This window comes from Lysinibacillus parviboronicapiens (assembly GCF_003049605.2).
In the GTDB taxonomy this organism is placed as follows: domain Bacteria; phylum Bacillota; class Bacilli; order Bacillales_A; family Planococcaceae; genus Lysinibacillus; species Lysinibacillus parviboronicapiens.
This window is the reverse complement of the sequence record NZ_CP073713.1, coordinates 3267235-3286289: the sequence shown is the minus strand read 5'-3', so window position 1 is coordinate 3286289 and position 19055 is coordinate 3267235. Positions and strand designations below refer to the sequence as shown.

Here is a 19055-nt window from a genome sequence, read left to right as displayed (position 1 = left end):
TACAAGCAACTCTTACTACGTAAGAGAACCGTGACGCTGAAAATGAAGAAAGGATGAAAGTGTGCTTTTTGAAATACTAACAACTTCGCTGATGGGTGGAATTGCGTTAAAAGCATATTCAAAACATAGGGGACTATCCTCAAATGATTCAGGGAAGATCCAGCGCATTATGTCATTGTCTGGTTTAAATGTTCGTGATGGAAAAGATACCTTAACTACGCAGCTTGTAAAGAAGAAACAGTTTGAATGGGGGTGGGAATACAAGTACAAGATTCCACTTGGTCGTTCATTCGCTGATTATCAAGCTAAGCTGCAAGTATTTGAGGATGGATTGAATAATCGTAGGAAGAATATTACGTTCGGTGATCTAAAGCAGTTAGATTTAAACAAAGACCTTCTCATGCAACTGCAAGAACTGTGGAAGGCAAAGCTAACGGAACAAAAGGAAATTGAACTGTCTTATGATGGTCTATTAATCGTGCGAGTGTACGATAAACCATTAGCTAAAGAAGTGCCATTCATTTCAGGAAAAGGTTGGCGTGTGCCTGTAGGCGTTACTAGGGCTATGAATGAGTTTAAGTATCATGACTTTGAAATGGTGCCACATGTAGTGTTAGGTGGTGCGACTCGATACGGTAAAAGTAACTTCATCAATTCGATTATTTGCAGTCTGGTGCAATGTGAACCAGAGCACACAAACCTTTATCTCATTGATCTAAAAGGTGGAGTGGAACTGTGCGACTATGAAAATATTAAACAGACGATCACGATTGCATACGAACCAAATGAGGCCCTCCACACTTTACAGATGGCTTATAACAAGATGCGTGATATTCAAAGGCAGCTTAAACGAGTAGGTAAGAAAAGTGTACAGCAAGCTGGCATAAAGGAACGCTATTTTGTAGTCATTGACGAGGTAGGAGAGCTTAATGCTACTGAAGCTGTCACTAAGGAAGAAAAGCGTTTAAAGCTGGAATGCCAAACAATCATGTCACAAATAGCGCGCTTAGGTGTAGGACTAGGCTTTAGGCTAGTTGTAGCCACTCAGTATCCTGTAGGTGACGTTATTCCACGACAAGTAAAGCAAAATGCTGATGCCAAGTTATGCTTCCTTGTACAGTCGGCTGTTGCTTCAAGGGTTGTACTGGATGCTGAGGGAGCAGAGTCGTTACCAATGATTAAAGGTCGTGCAATCTACCAAACGGCTGATAAAAGAGAAATACTTCAAACACCATTAATTACACCACAAATTATCTACGATACTATTCAGCCTCACATTATCGATAAGAAAGGAGAGCGCGTTGAAGAAACAGCTATCCAACCGAGACGAACAGATACTGTTACTTTTGAAGAAGTTTGATTTTATGACGCGTGATCAACTAAGGAGATATTTCAATTTAGGAATGAAGCGAAATACAAATAGGGTCCTCCACAATTTATCTAGTTATCTATCATCCATTCGGGATGGTTACGAAACGATTTACTATCTAAATAGCTTAGGACGCATTTATGTTGGATGCGATAAGGTACGTAAAAAAGGCGGCCATATACAACACACCATCATGCGTAATGAGTTCTGGCTATTTTATATGTGTCCTACGGATTGGAAGAATGAAGTCAAAATATCTGATGGCACCACTTCAATTATTGTGGACGGCATGTTTTCACGTAATGGATTTCAATATTTTTTAGAAGTCGATAACCTTCAAACTATGAAGGAGAATCGTGAGAAGATTAAACGCTATAAGGAGATCATGCCAAGTGTTGTAAAGCAATTAGGCTATTACCCAACACTTGTATGGTTGACCACTACAGAATTGCGTAGGCAACAGCTAGAAGCATCCTGTGGAGGGCTAAAGGGCAAGGTGTACACAATTAACGAAATCAAAGGGGGCATATAGATGTTTAAAAAACGTATTAAAACTGAGGTTGTACCTGCTAATGAGTACACAGATTATAGTGAACGTTTCGAAGGTGATGAAAAGTATGCAACATTAAGGTATGTAGCTTTAGCTGCATCAATTCCTGCAGTAAGGGTTGGGTTATGTATTGATAAACCTTAGTCCACTATTCTTACAAATCTTAAAACAAATTGGTGAAGCTATATAATAGAAGAAAAAGACCACCTTATTAGGGTGGTCATGTGGTAACAAATGTTTTAATCTTCATGTTTGAATCAGTCAATAAAGCACTATTCAAGATACATTATGGAAGAGGAATTTTATTTTGTATATTTTATAGTGAGTGTAGAAAAATCTCTTCTAGGAATTATACTTAATGTATTAGGGCCATCTGCATACATATGTGCCCATCCCATTCCTTTTCCTGCATAAGCCTGTTCCTTAACTATATCAAAGTTTGCTGCACCTCCAGCAAATTGCATTAAAATTGCTGGTGCTATTGCGATTTTACTTAAAGTTATGAATCCAGTAATAAGAAAAGTCCATCCTAACGTATTTGATTGTTTGTCTACGTATTCCACATAATCTCTTAATTGTTTATTTGTTAGGTAACCTTGTTCTTTTATGTAATATCCAGTTTGTATAGTCATAGTAGCACGTGGTTGCACACTAAAACTTTGTAAATCGTTATTATCATGGATATACGTTTCTAACGGCAAGTAAGTTAAATTTTCTTCTTGAGAGAAGTTTTCAGTTGATGGTATCTCATTTGTTAAATCAGTATTATTCTCCGCAGCCTGTGCTGTAAATGTTGAAGCGAGTGGACTTATAGAGAGTACTAGTGCAGAAGATAGAAAAAATGGTTTTTTTAACATATGAATTACTCCTTTTGTTAATATAGTATTATACTGGTTAAGTGCAAGTAATATATTACCATAATTATATTTTTTTGCAAATTCGTTTGATTCTAAATCAAAAACAGTTGGAGGTTATTGTGAATTGAAAAAGTTTATTATTCTTAATTTTTTATTTTTATTTTTAATTGGATCTGTAATTAGTTATTATGGGATTTATGTTTCTAGAGACGATTGGAGCTTCCATATTAGCTCAATAGGTGGGGCATTAATGGGATATAGTATATATGTAAGTTTAAAATTATATTTTCACGTTTATAAAAGAATGGCAAAAGAGAGTATTAAAAATTAATAATGAAACATGTACTTAACAACATGAAAAGACCACTCCTAAATGGGTGGTCTTCCTTTAATTCATCCACCATACTGCCACCGAAGTTAACAGATAAACGATGAATATGGTAGAATACATAAAAATAAAATACGGTACTTTAGCTCTCTTAAATGCAAGTGATTTTTATATATCTTGAGCAAATGAATCAAAGATGTTCGCAGCATCTCTAGCCATTTTCTCAGTGAGGTGGACATAGCGCTCTTCTGTTACGGCAGCTCGACTATGTCCTAATCTTTTTTGTACGGTTTAACAGGCGTACCATTCTCTAGTAATGTTGTTGCATGTGTGTAGCGCAAGGAGTGATAGTTAAAACTAATGTTTAATTTTTCACTAATTTTTCTAGTATTATATGTGATGACACTTGGCGTACAATTTTCGCCATTTTCTTTCTTACATACATAATCATGTTTAAAATCCTGCCTACATGGTCATTTCCCTCAAAATTTATATGTTTCCATTCGAAACCGCAAACTTTATCTACAGGGCAACCCCCAATGTATGAATTATTTCAAACGCATTTACATAGGGCTCCTCCGAATATTAGATTAATAAAGTAGGAGGATTCCATGCATTTACGCTTGATACACAAAAAGGAATAGTAGAGAGTAGAAACTTTTGCCCATTCTAGGAATTGATGAGGAAGCCGCAACAGGTACTTCTAATGGGGCATTAACACAGTTTTTAGAGGTTGTCCTCTTTCGATTTAAGTTTTTCATATGCCCAGCTACGAGTTGATCGTGAATTTAAACGTACAAGCATATGGTATGTTTTTTTCGTAAATAACATTCTTATTGCACTAGCAGTATGAGGCGTTTTTCGTTATCTGTAGGAAAGAACAAGATATATTTTTCCCTGAAGAAAAAGTTAAAAAAAGAGTTGAAGAAGTAATACCGAATTTGGCTGTTTTTCATTCTTTCAATATGGGCCATTTTCCAACCGTAGAGCATTTAACAAGAATAAATATTGTCATAAAAAAATTTTTAAATAAACATTATTAACTGAACTAAAGATTGTTAGAAAGTTGAGCGTCCAAATTGGAGGCTCTTTTTCAGGTATTGAGTACCTAGGTGATGGAGCAGCATTTACATTCTGTGTACTCGAATTTATTGCTAACACTAGAAACTATTTAGTAATCTATAAGTCAAAAAGCTCAAATCAATTGCCTTTGAGCCTGAGCTTTTTTGTTTATTTAATTAATGTGAATCTCCTTCCAACACTATTAACATTCTGTTCAATTAGTGCTTCATTAAATCCAAGTTCTGCAAGTATCTTTTTTAACCCCTGTGGACCTTCTCCTTGATAACCTGAAGAAAATCCGCCTTTAACTATTATGCTTCCATTTATTCCGTTAAATGCTGTTTCATAGCCATAGCATTCATTTGCATACCTATGCTCAATAAATTTAATATTTCCTACTAATTCAATTGTTTTCCGAACAGCATTTATTGCTTCGGATATTTGAACTTCTTCAATAGTAATAATCATGCAATTAATCCTTTCAGATAAACATAGTTTAGTTTTTTTAAAGGCATTTTCATAAGCAGTATTAATTTCTTCTATACTATATTGATTATTATGTAATTTGGCGGTTTTTTTCTCTAATAAATTCAAAGACTTTCTTCCTCTTCTTAAGATAAAAATCCTTATTAGCAGATATTAATTTACCATATTTTTTTTGGAGCTGAAATAGATATTTAGCACACATTTTTTGTTTTTAATTGATTCTTTATACTTAGATTATTGAAGGTATAAAGTTTTGTTGGAGAGGATGTATGGTATTTTAATGATTGATTGGTAAAATGGTGTAATAGTCTAAGATGGAGGTATTATAAATGGAAATTAGAAAGCCGAACAACTCAGAGCTAGAAGAAATTATAGCTCTTTCACCACAAGCTTTATTTGATGGTACACTGGGCGGAGTAAGAGCAACAAATGAAAAAGTATTAAACCTTATAGAACCCCTTCTAGAAAAAGGGTGCTATTATTTGATAGCAACAGAGAATAATGAGTTAATGGGATGGATCCTGATCGGGGCAAATAAAGACCAGTTTACAGACCAATTAAACGGGTTTATTTATGAGCTATTTGTAAAAGAAAAATTTAGAGGTAGAGGTATTTCAAAGGGGTTAATGAATGTTGCCATTGAACACTTGAGACAGGAAGGATATTCTGAAGTCAGACTTAGTGCTTACGTAGGGAATAATGCTATTAAGCTTTATGAAAAATTGGGATTTAGTTTAAGAACAGTAAACATGAAATTACAGTTATAATAAGCAGTTTTGCTTATCTACTACTAAAATGACAAGTGACTAGGCACTCATTTACTGTGAGTACCTGGTCTTTTTTTTTGATTTGTTAATTACTGGATTAAAATTAATGAATCTTTTATAAATTAGGATTTTCTCTGTGAAGTTGCCAATAAAGTTGAACTATGCTTTTCATGTCTTTAGTTGTATCGATAAAGAGTTCTAGAAAACTCTACAAAATTTGTGATAAGTAAATTACATGTTTTCTACTTCAAAGAACATTTAAATAGGGCAGTAAAGTATTTAAGGTTTGAGTTTAAAATTTTGTTACTTAGATAAAGATGGAATTATAAAGTAGAAGTTCATGCTGATAATTGGAAACTAACACTTTTTAATGTGAAGACTTGGGTTTATAAGGGGGATTTAAATGTGGGGAATATTGGTTTCCTACTTTCCAGAATGGAAAGTATTTATGCAGGGCTTTATTGTATTTTTCATTCCTTACATTATTTCAAGAGTGTTTAATTGGATTAGTACATCAAAGGAAGATTGATAAATATGAAATGGTGGAAATCAAAGATCAAACAAAAACTTGATTTTGAAAACCAAAAAGAAAATGCATTAAAGTATGCGGAAGAGTCATCAAATGAGTCATCAAATCAATTTACGGGCGATTATACCGTTGATCTGGAACTTGTGAGGAAAGAAATTGGTCACAACTGGGATGTGCAATTTAGGGAATTTCAAATAGGGAACACAGGTGTTCATGCGGTAATCATCTTTGTTAATGGGCTGTCAGATAAAGAGCTTATTAACAACCATATTATGAAATCACTTATGTTGAGTTTTTCTGAAAAATCCTATGATGATCCATCATTTGTGAAAGGGGCCGTTTCAAAAGAGCTTATTAAAAATCAAGTACTTTCCATTAGTGAATTAACAGAAGTATATGATTTAAAAGGTTTAGTGTCCAAAGTATTGACAGGCTCAACTGCACTGTTAGTTGATGGAATGTCGACTGTGCTAATTCTAGGTACAACCAAAGGGAAATCGCGAAATATTGAAGAACCAGTTTCAGAAGCATTAGTTAGAGGCCCGCGAGTTGGTTTTACAGAAACGTTGAGTGATAATACTGCTCTTTTACGACAACATGGTGAAACTCGAAACTTATCGATTATCAATTTTCAAGTAGGACAACGTACAAAGAAAGAACTTGTTATCGTCTATATGCAAGAGATTGCTGATCCTAATTTGGTCGAAGAGGTTAAGAAAAGAATTAAAAAAATAAATATTGATGATGTTCCAGAATCAGGCTATGTAGAACAATTAATTGAAGATAATTACCTTAGTCCTTTTACACAAGTACAGAATACAGAGCGCCCCGACCGTGTTTTTGGTGCCTTGATGGAAGGACGAGTAGCAGTCTTGTTGGATGGAACACCTTTTGCATTGATTGTTCCAGTTACTTTTAGCATGCTGTTGCAATCACCAGAAGACTATTATGAGCGTTGGTTACCTAGTTCCCTTATCCGCCTATTACGTTATCTAGCAGCCGCTATTTCGCTTTTAGGACCCTCCTTGTATATTTCGTTTGTGTCATTTCATCAGGGATTGATTCCAACCAAATTAGCATTTTCTATGATGGGAACAAGGGAGGGTGTTCCGTTTCCTGCCATAATAGAAGCACTGATAATGGAAGTAGCAATCGAAATTTTGAGGGAAGCGGGTCTTCGCTTGCCTAAACCCATTGGCGCAACAATGGGAATCGTCGGTGGATTAGTCATTGGGGAAGCTGCAGTGCAAGCAGGGATTGTTAGCCCAATTATGGTGATAGTAGTTGCTTTAACTGCCATCTCTTCCTTTGCCATCCCTCAATACAGTGCAGGGATTACATTACGTATGCTTCGTTTTGGAGCTATGTTTTTCGCTACTATGTTTGGATTATACGGAGTTGTTTTATTCTTCCTCTTCCTTTGCAGCCATTTGGTGAAATTGAAGAGTTTTGGTGTACCTTATGTAAGCCCTACGGTTCCTTATCGAGCAAGTGATTGGAAAGACTTTATGGTTCGCATGCCACTTATGATGATGAAACGTCGTCCGAAGATGCTGCATACGAAAGATTCTATTCGTAAAGATTAATCACTATGAAAGGAAATAAGCCAATCATGCTAATCAGTTCAAATGACAAAATTACTACCTCCCAAGCATTAGTTATCCTCGTTAATTATATACTTGCAACTGGAATTCTGACTCTACCCCGCACATCTGTAGAGCAAGTCAAAACACCGGATGTATGGATTAGTGTATTTTTAGGAGGACTTATAGCGATGATTGTCGGGGTAATTATTGTGAAATTAAGCCAACAGTTCCCGGAAAAAACTTTTTATCAATACAGTCAAGATATCGTGGGAAAATGGATGGGAAGGGTTCTTAGTTTACTTATTATAGTTTACTTTTTTACAATTTCAGCATTTGAAGTTAGAACAATGGCGGAAGTAACAGGTCTTTTTTTACTGGAAGGCACCCCTACTTGGGCTATTATCATGCCTTTTATGTGGGTAGGACTCTATTTGATTATTGGTGGAGTAAACCCGATTGCTCGACTGTTTGAGATTATATTCCCTATTACGATTGTCATTTTTTTGATTGTAACCTTTATGAGCTTAGGAATATTTGAAATAGATAATGTCCGCCCAGTACTAGGGTTAGGCATGTTACCAGTGTTAAAGGGAATAAAGACAGCTACACTTGCATTTTTAGGCCCTGAAATTATGCTACTCATTGTAGCGTTTATGAAGAAGCCGGACAAAGCCGTGAAAGTAGTTCTAGTTGGATTATCCATCCCTTTAATATTTTACGTCATAACAGTTGTAATGGTGATAGGAGCCTTATCAATCGATGGAGTGGTTATGAAAACATGGCCGACGCTTGAACTTATGCGAAGTTTTGAAATACCCGGATTGATTTTTGAACGCTTTGAGTCTTTTTTACTTGTGATTTGGATTATGCAAATATTTGCTACCTTTACTATCACCTTCTATGCAGCTTCTTTAGGGCTGGCTCAACTCTTCAAAAAAAATATTCATCCATTTATGTATGGCTTGCTACCGATTATTTATATCATTGCTATGATTCCAAAAAATATCAATGACTTATTTAAATTTGGAGATATGATTGGTAATATCGCATTATTTTTATTTGGTGTACTACCACTAATGTTACTGCTAATTTCAAAATTGAAGGGTCGAAAAGTATGAAACTAAATTATTATAATATACGGCTCCTCCTAGGTTTGCTTTTATTTCTGATGATTCTGCCACTTACTGGATGCTGGAGCAGTAAAGAAATTGAAGATTTAGGCCTTATTGTTGGCACAGCGTTGGATATAGAAAATGATGGGGATTCTTGGGAGGAACAAGATGGCGAGTATTCTAACAGAGATCTGATAACTATCACCAATCAGTTTGTTACTTCAGAGACTATCGGTACTGGAGCAAAAGAAGGTTCAACACAACAAAAAGCTTACAAAAACGTTTCTGAAACAGGAGATGCAATACTCCCGACCTTACGAAATATGATATTGAAAATAGACAAACGTGCTTTTGCTGAACATTCAAAAGTACTAGTCATTGGAGAGGATCTTGCAAGTACTGTGAATATGCAACAGCTTTTGGATTTTTTTCTTAGAGAACTAGAGATAAGACCAAGTAGTACAATCCTAATTGCGAAAAACCGAGCGAGTGACACGCTAGAATCGAAAGAAACAGTTGAAATTCCAGCGATCCAACTCGTAGAAATTATAAAAGGTTACGAAAGAACCACAAAAATTTTGCCTCCTATGACATTTGCGAAATTAGACGGGAAATTACATTCAGGATCTAGTTTTCTTTTGCAAAACGTTGTGTCAGAGAAAGGAGAAGTGAAATTTGCAGGAGCTGCCGTAATTGAAGGAAAGACGAAGAAACTAATCGGTGTTTTAAATAATAAGGAATTAGAGGGTATAACGTGGATCACCGGGAAAGGGAAAGGCGGATTGGTTAAAAGCTTGGATGAAGAAACAGACCAACCAATTATTTACGAGGTATTATCAATGAAAAGTAAAATTATACCTCATGTAGATGGGGACAATATCTCATTTGATGTCAATATTGAATCTGAGGGAAGAATTGCTGAACACTGGGTTCTCTCAGAGAAACCATTTAATAATGAATTTCTCAAAAGGGCAGAAAAAGTTAGCGAAAAAGAAGTGGAACATTTGGTGAAGAATACATTAGATAAAATCCAAAAAGAATATCAAGTAGACGTTTCTGGATTTGGAAACAGGTTGAGAATAGAGTACCCTAAAGTATGGAAAAAAGTAAAAAAAGATTGGGATCAAATATTTAGTGAGGTTCCAATTAAGTGTAAGGTGAAATTAACCATCAAAGACTATGGGACGTCAGGTTATTAAGACCTTATAATATTGTAACATGACATTAGTCGATTATGATTAATGTATTCTGGCTTGTGGCTTGTAGCTTGATGATGAAGTGAGGTAGTAATGTGGTGACCAATTTCTCTTTATTGAAAAAGTAAGTAATTCCACTGTACTTCAATATTCTTAACTCATTTATCCGGTAGGAAAATTATTCTCAGTATAATCTCTATCTGATTCCCAATACTAAAAGTGTTTAGAGTAAAAGGAAGGAGCTTTCTTAATGAGGTTTATAACATGGTGTATAATCGGAATAGCTGTTTTTTATGTAGTTAAAGGGGTAAAGAAAGGTACTTTTCCACAAGTAACAAAAGAAAACTTTAACGAATTAAACTCACGGTACACACAAGAAGAACCAATTACTCGTATGAATCAACATTTACAAGCTGTTGCTAACAATCCCTTAACCGGTAATTTTCCAACTCAGAATGGCATTTGAATACTCAAATGCTTATTGAAATAAGCGCCTAAAAGTGAATAGGAAAATCGTTTATATAGGCATTTTATTATTTACTATTAACTAGAGAATTTAATTTATACTTGGAAATGTTAACTAGAGTTTAAAGAAGTAAAAACAATACGAATACTTGAAACAACAAAGTCTTGGTATTTAAACAAGCACAAGGAATGTCTTGGGAGCAATGAATCGATGTTGGTTGAAAGTGGACAACTTATAAAATTGTCTAGAAAAGATTAGCAATCTAAATAACCAAGGCTCATAATTTGACTGAGTCTTGGTCTTTTTTGAATTTGCCTTGGAGAATTTGTCTATGAAGCGTATTAGCTCCAATAAAGAGGGAAATAGCACCACCAATTCTCAAAACTAAATTTTTCATCATAGCATCATCGATCGTTATGCCTTTTAGTAAACTACCAAATTATCATAAACCCTATATACCTCATTATGCTGCCTCCTTATAAAAAAGCCACACCATTTATCTAGATTGGATTTTCCATTCTGTTTTTTCTTTTATGTGCAGCTCTCAAGAGGTGAGCGAACTACATCTAAATTTACCCTTAATTGTTTGTAATCCTATCAATCGCTTATTCCATCTCTTCAAAACTAGTATAGATAATGCCATTCTTGAGCGGAATGGAATACTATTGCCTAGGTTGTTATCATTACAAAAATCCTAACATAATTTCGCCTTGGTTAATATTAGAATTTAAAGAAGAATAGAATGGAAGGACGTAAGAATAAAAGGGGATGAGAATGGTTGTCAAATTATGTACAGCATGCAGTATTTGAACATAAGTTTTGGTTAGAAATATTGAAAGACCATGGTCAATTTATTCATGATTCTTTGTATCCATCAGAGGTGGAGGATATTAACACAGCAAATTCATTTATTCATCAATTTGCCCAGTTACTCGCTTTTGCAAATACACTGAATGCTTCCGATGAAGCCGTTACCTTTGCACTTACTGTTGATGAGACTGTTGAACAGTTCAAGCAATTTAAGTTTCATATTCTTAGACGCCAATTATCAGGGAAAATTGGGATACATTTAACGCCTACCTTTGTCAATCATATGGTCAATGAATTAGAGGAGTATCAAAATGTTCTCAGCTATTTGAAAAAAGGTGAAATCCCCCCTATCTTTCATGAACTACATCATCACTTACTCTGGCTTTTAGATGCATCAGGACATGCTGGTGTCATCAATGATGAGTTAGATGGAGTAGAAAAAAGACTGAAACAAAAGAGTAATACGTTTGCCCAACATTTCGAACAATTTTATTTAAAGGCAGTAGAGTTAACGGGTTATTTACGTTCAAATATCCAGTCATTTCCGGCATTAACACGCTTTAATAAAGATGTAGAGATCGAAATGACTTTATTTAAAGCCTTTTTACAGGAGTTAGAGGAAATGGACCTAAGCGCTGAAGTATTAGGAACATTCACAGCTCCAATGGCAGATCATATGTGGAGGGAGGAACAGTATTATTTAATGAAGCTTGCCCATGCAAGTGGTGGAGAAGTATAAAGTTCCAAACTTTAAAGAATTCTTTAGAATAGACTGCTTTGCAAATAAAGCATTAAAAACACAGATAGCCTTACTGTAAGTCATCAAATAACCAGGTGCTCATTTATAGTGAATCCCAGGTTATTTGATGACTGTTTGCGCGCTTTTCTCTATGTCGTTCGGGATATATCCGTGTAACCTTTCGGCAGTATCATGTGCTTACTTGTGCGTTCACAGAAATTGTGACCTGCTGTGTGCCTTTTTGAACAGTTAAAATAGCTTGACCACTTTCAATTAACACACTGCTTGAGTAAATTGCAGAGAATGCTAATTTAGTAATTCTTGGTGTTCTTTTTGACAATATTCTAACGATTTTATAGCTTTGATTTCTCTCTCGACTGTAAGTGAAACTTTAGTAATTTGATTATTGTTTTATGGTCTAATACATCTATACTAATAATTAGTAATGAAAAATGAGGTGAGAAAGTTGGACAAAGTTTCATATTTTATCGTCAATTCTTTTACTACAGAACTTTACAAGGGAAATCCAGCTGCCGTATGTTTACTAGAGTCAACAATTCCTGCGTTGACCATGCAGAAAATAGCTCAAGAGATACCTGTACCAACAACAGCTTTTATTCAAAAGGTGGATAATGTCTTTTTTCTTAGATGGTTTACGCCAGAAATGGAAATCCAAATTTGTGGACATGGAACAATAGCTGGTGCTTTTCTACTCTGGCACCAAGGAATTTTGCCAGTAGAATCTTCTATTACATTCCAGACTGTAAGTGGGTCCTTGCAGGCAAATTGGTTTAATGAAATGGTTGGAATAACGATTAAGAAGTATCAGTTAGAAGAGATTGAATGTCCCTATGAACTTGAAGAATGGCTTGGCACAAAACCGACATATGTAGGGAAAACAGACTTGGATTATATCGTGGAACTAAGTCATGAAGAATATATAGCAGATTTTCAACCTGATTTTCCTGCCATGAAACACTTTCCAGTGCGCGGCGTGTGTATTACGAGCATGTCTCAAGAGAAGGGCATCGATATTGTTTCTAGATTTTTTTCTCCAGCACAGGGCATTGATGAAGACCATGTAAATGGTTCTACTCATGGTGCGTTAGGGCCTTACTGGTGTAAGAAATTATCAAAAGAAAGTATCGTTAGCAAACAGCTCTCAAAACGTGGTGGGTTATTATATGTTACACCAAAAGTAAACGATGTAGCTATTGCAGGTTCAGCGGTTCTGATATTAGCGGGGGAAATATTAATATAAACCTTATAGTTGAAAAAGCTGTGAAAAGTCCACTACGTGATGGGGATAATTTTATTGATAGTTTTTTCGGCTCCGGCTTGCCATCAAAGTTAGTAGTTAAGCGATGAATATAATCAAATATACAAAAATATAATAATTTAACGCTCATAAAAACACTTCCAACCATGGTTAGTAGAATATAGTTAGAGCTAACATAATAACTTTCATACAACCAAATTATAACAATCTTCATGTCGGTTTTGAAGATGGATGACTCAAAAACAGTATAAGGGTTATAAAGGAGGACATTGTCTTGGCAATCGGACATTCAAATGCTGAGCGGGCAGCATTTGAATAGGCTACATCTGTTTCTAAAAATGACCTGAATTTTTAAACTAGACTAAGAACTATTAAACAAAGATATATGTAAAAAAGATCAGTACTCATTTGGGAGCCTGATCTTCCTAAACGAAAGTTATTCTTTCATTGTTATTAAAATATCTTTTTCTTATCCTTATCATCTTTTAATATTTCCACAGCTTCTCTAAAGCGTTGAGAATGTACAATTTCTCTTTCTCGTAAAAATTTCAAGCTATCATTCAAGTCGGGATCATCAGACAAATCAATTATCCACTGATACGTGGCACGAGCTTTTTCTTCTGCTGCAATATCTTCATATAAATCAGCAATTGGATCTCCTTTAGCTTGGATATAGGACGCTGTAAATGGAACACCTGCTGCATTCTGATAAAACAATGCCTTATCGTGATTGACATAATGGTCACCAAGACCAGCTTCCTTAATTTGCTGTGGTGTTGCGTCCTTTGTAAGTTTGTATATCATTGTTGCAATCATTTCAAGGTGGGAAAATTCTTCTGTAGCAATGTCAGTTAGCAGGCCAACAACTTTATCGGGGATTGTATAGCGTTGATTCATATACCTAAGAGCAGCAGCAAGTTCCCCATCTGCACCACCATATTGTTCAATTAGATATTTGGCTAGCATAGGGTTACATGTACTTACTCTCACAGGATATTGAAGCTTCTTTTCATAATACCACACTAACGATTCCTCCTATCCAGCTTTTCAAATTACTTCTCACACTTGCCACGGCCAAGGCGTATCGATCCAGTTAAAAGGGTAATTGGAAAAACTTCTCCCAAAATTCATAAGAGGTCCAAACTTTTGCTCGAAATCAATCTTTAATTTCATACTTTTTTCCGCATTTTCGTTAAATTGATTGATAGCTTCATAATCATGAGGATGTGTATCTAGATAAAGATTTAATTCCACTATTACAAAATCAATGGCCTGTATTTCCTCTAAGAGCTGATAAAACTCAGGTGGCATTTTCTTAGTCACGTTTATCCACTCCTTTATGCGGATCTGGGTAGGGGCTAAAAAGTTGTGGCCACAAAGTGCCGAACTTTAAAGCCTCCTTTGGTGAACTGAATTGTGGAAGCCCGTAAGGTTGGAATCCTAAATAAAGCTGAGGAGGCGTGGCATAACTTTTAACCTCTATAGGCTTACATGGATCATACGGGCTTATATAAGGTCTCCAATATTTATATTGAGTAAACATAGAAAATCCCCCTTTCTATTTTCAAATACATCAATTGAGTATATGAATAACATGTTTTATTCATGTCCATATTGAAAAATCGACATTGGTTCAATGAGGAAGTCGCAAAACAGGTCTTTAAAAATAAATGTTTAGTGTTCTATTAATTGGGAATATAAATAGTGAGCTAGTCAAACAGCTCAAAAAAATATTAGGAGGAATTAATAATGGCTAACAAGCAGAACAATCGCAACAGAAACAACAATGAAAACATGACTGTCAAAGAAGCGGGACGTAAAGGCGGAGAAGCTACCTCCAACAATCATGGTCGTGATTTTTATGAAGAAATTGGAAGTAAGGGTGGGGAAGCCACTTCTAAGAATCATGATCATGAATTTTATGAAGAGATTGGACGCAAGGGTGGAGAAGCGCGTGCTAATCAACGTGCAAACAATACCAATGGAAATATGACTGAAGCAGGACGAAAAGGCGGCGAGAGTCGTAATCGTCGCAGTAACGATAATAATTAAGAATTTTTAATATTGTATGAGGATGCTAGAACTATTGTAAAAAGGTGTTTGTAGTTAATAACTACAAACACCTTTTTTGCATTTTATAATACCTTATTCACTCTTGATGAAAAAGAATAAAAAAGTTGAATTTACATAAAAATTAGTATATATTAAATCAGCTTTAGTAATATTTTGTTATTTCATCACAGTATTATCAAGAGAAATGAGGAAGAAATTAAATAATGAAAAAATATACAGTGGACTGCATTTATGATTTGATATTATCTGTATTGTCTGATGTTGGCATGAATTTAACATTAAAACAAGATAATTCCGGCATAAATATGAGTTATAATTTTATTGGGGACTATGTTAGTTTTGATTCAAAAAGGCTTATCGAAGCCCATAAAGAAATATTGCTACCGCTTCCACTTGAGGTATACATTAAAACAATTACCTTGCATGAATTAGGCCATGCCATTGACCGTCAAGCATTACAAGAATCACTGATACGAACACTTGAAATATATGAGATGAAGAAGCAATATTCATTTAAAGAAATTTATAATAATGATAGACTTTTAACTATGATTTTAGAAGAACATATAATGAATATTAAATTTGAAGAAACTGCATGGGACAACGCAGAGCAGCTTAATAAAGAAGTACATCTAGTAGATATGAACGAATTTGAGGTCATAAAGGCTCATAGCCTCTCAACTTATAGAAAACTCTATCAGGAAGATCTAAATTTATATAACGAACTATTTAATCATAAAGTTTTACAGTTAGCATAATAAGCAATGCAATAGTAATTCAAATCCTGATATTCCTATTTTTGGAGAGATAGATGTTTTGGTTCGTCACTTAAACGAGCAAAAATGGAGCAATCTTTCAATAGACTAACTATATCAACAGCGGAACGATGCAGTAAGGAGATATGTCGAGAAATTACTTAGCTCTAACAGAAAAGACAGTTTCTCACTAATTGAACTACACCCCAATTGTTAGACACCACTAACCATTGAGGTGTAGTTTTTTATGACAAAATGTAAAGAGCCAAATTTTTAATTTAACTTTTCGTTTTCTGGTTCCATATGTATTAAAATATGGGCTTTATGAAAATGATGTTGAATTTTGTTTTCTATACGGTCACAGAGTTCATGAACGGTCTTTATATCCTTATTTGAGGCGACAACTAAGTGAAAATCGATATACTCCTCAGCGCCGGAGCGTCTAGTGCGGAAATCGTGATACTCAATATACTCCTCTTTATATATTTCAATAATTTGCATGATTTTTTCTTCCTCGTCAGCGGATAATCTTGCGTCCAGTAATGGGGGGAAAGATTCTTTCATTAATTTAAAAGCTTCTACCATAATAAAACATGCTAACACTATACCGATGATGGGATCTAAAATATACCATCCTGTCAAATGAACTACTAGTAGACTAAAAGCGACGCCCAAAGAAGTATAGACATCTGTCAGTAAGTGTAGTGCATTGGATTTCATGGCTACGGAATTGGTTCTTTTAGCAGTTCTATAGACAATTCTTGAAACAAAAATATTTATGATAGCTCCAAATAGCATAACAACAATACCTAGGAGCGGGAGTTTTATTGGAGAGGGTGCAAGCATCTTGTGAATACATTCATATATAATCCAAATCCCAGCTACAAATATTAATAGGGTTTCGATTGTACCAGAAATATTTTCGACTTTACCATGTCCATATGGGTGTTCTTTATCTGCCGGTTTATTGGCTATTCGAACTGAGAAAAAAGTGATTAACGAGGCCATTAAATCCAAAAATGAATGAATAGCTTCCGATAAAATAGCAACCGAACCAGTCATAAGTCCGACAATAATTTTAAGTATCACTACAAGAGAATTGCTTATAACTGATAAAAAAGCAACCTTTGAAGAATTCATAATAATTCACTCCCTAAAAAATCTAAACTTATGATAACAGGTCAATATCGTGTAGGTCTATGGCAACGTTTTTGCCTGCTCACTAGTAAATTAGGGGGGAGAAAAAGAGTTGCCCTAAGCAAAAATAGAAACCACTTAGGGAGGATTTTAGTGTGTTATTTACAGAGCGAAATGTTTGGACGTAATGGGGCAGTATTTTCTGTTGAAATGGAGCAAAAAAGCCCTATTTTAGCGAAAATAAAAATAGCTGAATCTTTACGCTATAAAAAAGAGCGCAAACTTTTGCGCTCTCTCCTACTAACGACGATGCTCTACAAGGTCAATTGCACCTAACACTATGTGGGCTAGGCCAAATCCAAAAATAGTATTGGCAAACATTTTGTTAGAACCATGTTTCTGTTTCAAAATGTACCCAGTTGCAGTAACAGCTGAACCTAATACAGTTGGGATTAAACCTTCACGAATATTCATAAAAATCCCTCCATTGTAGTTAGTAATTGGTGAAATGTCACCACACTTAATTTGGCCGGACACATAAAAAATATGCAAAGCTGTGAAAGTGTAAAATTAATATCGTGTTGAAACTTGAAAAAGCATAATAAGCTATTTCCAAGATGACATTCAATAGTGAGGGTATGTGAATAAAAGTACATCAGAAGTTGATTTTAAAAGTCCGGCTACATAATTTAATGATTTCTTCTTGTCAGTATCTTAATAAGCAAGCCAAATATACCTATTCCAAGTAATGAGCCAACTGCAAACGACCATGAAAAATAATCAAACAGGAAGAATACGATAATGAGCGCTAACACATAGCCAAAATTAAAGCTCAGCAAATATTTTTTTATGTTCATTTCATCACTCCATTTATACATCTTTTTAAATCTTCGTTATGGGCAATTTTGAGGGCTCTTAGTAAAACGTTTAGCTACAAAAGATAGCAGTATTTTTAATCGTATAGTCCAAGAAGAGAACGAATTACATAATATTAGGGAATATAATCAATCAATAGCAAAGGTAATTGTGGGTAGCTATAGTGTGAAATATTAGCTTGCGAATCTCGCTCATACAAAAATAACCGGTTATCTTCATGCTTTTGCATGAGGTACGAATGGGGATTGTTCAGTATAGTAATAGATATAGATGGCGATGGCAAAGGAGATTAGTCGATGAGGATTACCAAGGTGAAGTTATTCGCATATGATTTACCCAACATGAAAAAATTTTATTGTGAAAAATTAGGTTTGGTATTGTTAACGAGCAATGATAGTTTTTTTGAAATAGCAGTTGGCAAAAGCATTCTCACATTTGAATGGATTCCTACTGCGATTCAAAAGCAATATCACTTTGCATTTAATATTCCGAGCAATTTATTTGTGCAAGCAAAGCATTGGGTAAAGCAACGACTCGAAGTTTTACAATTAAATCAACAGGATGAAGTATATTTTGAAGCACTAAAGGCACATTCTCTTTATTTGTATGATCCAGAGGGGAATGTGGTAGAGCTTATTGCAAGATGTGAAGTAAACCCTAAAAATGATAGTGATTCATTTTCATCAGAACATTTACTTAATATTGGGGAAATAAATTTAACAACAGATTCTATACAGGCAGTCGCGGCTCGCATAATGGAATATGGTATCTTACCTTGCTTTGGTGAAGAAATTCGTACAGACGCACTTACTTTTATAGGGAATTATCAGGATGGCGCAAATATTTTATTAGGACCTAGTAAACGGAATTGGTATTTTTCAGATAAAGATGCAATTGTCAGTCCACTCACCATTGAAGTGAATAGTGCGTTGCAATTAAACATGACAGAACATGGGGAATTTATGATATTAAAACTATAATTTTAACAATGTCGTTTTCCTAACTTCTAGTCATGTTATTTTAGCCAAATTTCCTTAACTTTTTGTTGTTTTAATATATATCGAAATGTATATTTATA

At 34.9% G+C, this 19055-nt stretch carries 23 protein-coding genes; 15 read left to right on the top strand and 8 right to left on the bottom strand.

Annotated elements, in window-relative coordinates:
- Positions 1 to 61: 61 nt before the first annotated feature.
- From C9J31_RS15880 to C9J31_RS15870, 3 genes are read left to right on the top strand one after another with little or no spacing between them, the layout of a single operon-like run.
- Positions 62 to 1360 (top strand): FtsK/SpoIIIE domain-containing protein, encoded by a 1299-nt coding sequence (locus C9J31_RS15880; RefSeq protein ID WP_244854810.1) that lies wholly within the window; start codon positions 62 to 64, stop codon positions 1358 to 1360.
- Positions 1302 to 1901 carry a replication-relaxation family protein gene (locus tag C9J31_RS15875; RefSeq protein WP_107951519.1) on the top strand — a complete coding sequence of 200 codons (600 nt, stop codon included), beginning with the start codon at positions 1302 to 1304 and terminating at the stop codon, positions 1899 to 1901. The genes C9J31_RS15880 and C9J31_RS15875 overlap by 59 nt, the downstream gene beginning before the upstream one ends.
- A complete protein-coding gene (locus C9J31_RS15870; RefSeq protein WP_193767189.1) occupies positions 1902 to 2063 on the top strand; it encodes a hypothetical protein in 162 nt (53 codons plus the stop codon). It begins immediately after the preceding gene.
- 158 nt (positions 2064 to 2221) lie between these two features.
- Here the strand turns inward: C9J31_RS15870 and C9J31_RS15865 are convergent, their stop codons facing one another.
- The gene (locus tag C9J31_RS15865; RefSeq protein WP_107951520.1) at positions 2222 to 2776 is read right to left on the bottom strand and encodes a hypothetical protein; all 555 of its coding nucleotides are present in this window, start codon (positions 2774 to 2776) and stop codon (positions 2222 to 2224) included.
- 124 nt (positions 2777 to 2900) lie between these two features.
- On the opposite strand from C9J31_RS15865, the gene C9J31_RS15860 reads away from it, so the two are divergent.
- Complete coding sequence (locus C9J31_RS15860) at positions 2901 to 3107, top strand: hypothetical protein (protein WP_036146195.1); 207 nt, start codon at positions 2901 to 2903, stop codon at positions 3105 to 3107.
- A 1227-nt stretch (positions 3108 to 4334) separates the two neighbouring features.
- Here the strand turns inward: C9J31_RS15860 and C9J31_RS15855 are convergent.
- On the bottom strand, positions 4335 to 4760 hold the full coding sequence (locus tag C9J31_RS15855; RefSeq protein ID WP_107927090.1) for a hypothetical protein: 426 nt from the start codon (positions 4758 to 4760) through the stop codon (positions 4335 to 4337).
- A gap of 221 nt (positions 4761 to 4981) precedes the next feature.
- On the opposite strand from C9J31_RS15855, the gene C9J31_RS15850 reads away from it, so the two are divergent.
- The 8 genes from C9J31_RS15850 (at position 4982) to C9J31_RS15820 (ending at position 13118) form a co-directional block, all read left to right on the top strand.
- The gene (locus C9J31_RS15850) at positions 4982 to 5419 is read left to right on the top strand and encodes a GNAT family N-acetyltransferase (protein ID WP_107951521.1); all 438 of its coding nucleotides are present in this window, start codon (positions 4982 to 4984) and stop codon (positions 5417 to 5419) included.
- Between the two features lie 403 nt (positions 5420 to 5822).
- Entirely contained in the window at positions 5823 to 5948 is a 126-nt protein-coding gene (locus tag C9J31_RS24020) for a hypothetical protein (RefSeq protein ID WP_274520207.1), read from the top strand.
- Between the two features lie 5 nt (positions 5949 to 5953).
- Entirely contained in the window at positions 5954 to 7534 is a 1581-nt protein-coding gene (locus tag C9J31_RS15845; protein WP_193767190.1) for a spore germination protein, read from the top strand.
- 26 nt (positions 7535 to 7560) lie between these two features.
- Positions 7561 to 8652, top strand: coding sequence for a spore germination protein (locus C9J31_RS15840; protein WP_107926081.1), 1092 nt, complete (start codon positions 7561 to 7563; stop codon positions 8650 to 8652).
- A complete protein-coding gene (locus C9J31_RS15835; RefSeq protein WP_107951522.1) occupies positions 8649 to 9845 on the top strand; it encodes a Ger(x)C family spore germination protein in 1197 nt (398 codons plus the stop codon). The genes C9J31_RS15840 and C9J31_RS15835 overlap by 4 nt, the downstream gene beginning before the upstream one ends.
- 247 nt (positions 9846 to 10092) lie before the next feature.
- Complete coding sequence (locus C9J31_RS15830; protein WP_054768534.1) at positions 10093 to 10308, top strand: hypothetical protein; 216 nt, start codon at positions 10093 to 10095, stop codon at positions 10306 to 10308.
- 778 nt (positions 10309 to 11086) lie between these two features.
- Positions 11087 to 11857 carry a DUF2935 domain-containing protein gene (locus C9J31_RS15825; RefSeq protein ID WP_107951523.1) on the top strand — a complete coding sequence of 257 codons (771 nt, stop codon included), beginning with the start codon at positions 11087 to 11089 and terminating at the stop codon, positions 11855 to 11857.
- Between the two features lie 466 nt (positions 11858 to 12323).
- Complete coding sequence (locus C9J31_RS15820) at positions 12324 to 13118, top strand: PhzF family phenazine biosynthesis protein (protein ID WP_107951524.1); 795 nt, start codon at positions 12324 to 12326, stop codon at positions 13116 to 13118.
- A 471-nt stretch (positions 13119 to 13589) separates the two neighbouring features.
- Here the strand turns inward: C9J31_RS15820 and C9J31_RS15815 are convergent, their stop codons facing one another.
- Genes C9J31_RS15815 through C9J31_RS15805 form a run of 3 tightly spaced genes read right to left on the bottom strand, consistent with a single transcriptional unit; the run spans position 13590 to position 14679 of the window.
- Complete coding sequence (locus tag C9J31_RS15815; protein ID WP_054768533.1) at positions 13590 to 14159, bottom strand: manganese catalase family protein; 570 nt, start codon at positions 14157 to 14159, stop codon at positions 13590 to 13592.
- Between the two features lie 36 nt (positions 14160 to 14195).
- Positions 14196 to 14459, bottom strand: a complete 264-nt coding sequence (locus C9J31_RS15810; RefSeq protein WP_107926087.1) for a spore coat protein CotJB — start codon at positions 14457 to 14459, stop codon at positions 14196 to 14198.
- Complete coding sequence (locus C9J31_RS15805; protein WP_054768532.1) at positions 14452 to 14679, bottom strand: spore coat associated protein CotJA; 228 nt, start codon at positions 14677 to 14679, stop codon at positions 14452 to 14454. The genes C9J31_RS15810 and C9J31_RS15805 overlap by 8 nt, the downstream gene beginning before the upstream one ends.
- 206 nt (positions 14680 to 14885) lie before the next feature.
- Between C9J31_RS15805 and C9J31_RS15800 the strand changes: the two genes are divergently transcribed.
- On the top strand, positions 14886 to 15188 hold the full coding sequence (locus C9J31_RS15800) for a KGG domain-containing protein (RefSeq protein WP_107951525.1): 303 nt from the start codon (positions 14886 to 14888) through the stop codon (positions 15186 to 15188).
- Between the two features lie 224 nt (positions 15189 to 15412).
- Positions 15413 to 15967: an integrase gene (locus tag C9J31_RS15795; protein ID WP_107951526.1), complete on the top strand. Its 555-nt coding sequence runs from the start codon at positions 15413 to 15415 to the stop codon at positions 15965 to 15967.
- Between the two features lie 270 nt (positions 15968 to 16237).
- Here C9J31_RS15795 and C9J31_RS15790 read toward each other — a convergent pair whose 3' ends face one another.
- The 3 genes from C9J31_RS15790 to C9J31_RS15780 all read right to left on the bottom strand — a co-directional run bounded on the left by C9J31_RS15790 (position 16238) and on the right by C9J31_RS15780 (position 17958).
- Positions 16238 to 17104 carry a cation diffusion facilitator family transporter gene (locus C9J31_RS15790; RefSeq protein WP_107951527.1) on the bottom strand — a complete coding sequence of 289 codons (867 nt, stop codon included), beginning with the start codon at positions 17102 to 17104 and terminating at the stop codon, positions 16238 to 16240.
- A 297-nt stretch (positions 17105 to 17401) separates the two neighbouring features.
- Entirely contained in the window at positions 17402 to 17575 is a 174-nt protein-coding gene (locus C9J31_RS15785; RefSeq protein ID WP_010861235.1) for a hypothetical protein, read from the bottom strand.
- Between the two features lie 215 nt (positions 17576 to 17790).
- Positions 17791 to 17958, bottom strand: a complete 168-nt coding sequence (locus C9J31_RS15780; RefSeq protein WP_167396013.1) for a hypothetical protein — start codon at positions 17956 to 17958, stop codon at positions 17791 to 17793.
- Between the two features lie 315 nt (positions 17959 to 18273).
- Between C9J31_RS15780 and C9J31_RS15775 the strand changes: the two genes are divergently transcribed.
- Positions 18274 to 18957, top strand: a complete 684-nt coding sequence (locus C9J31_RS15775) for a hypothetical protein (protein ID WP_107951528.1) — start codon at positions 18274 to 18276, stop codon at positions 18955 to 18957.
- The last annotated feature ends 98 nt before the right edge of the window (positions 18958 to 19055 follow it).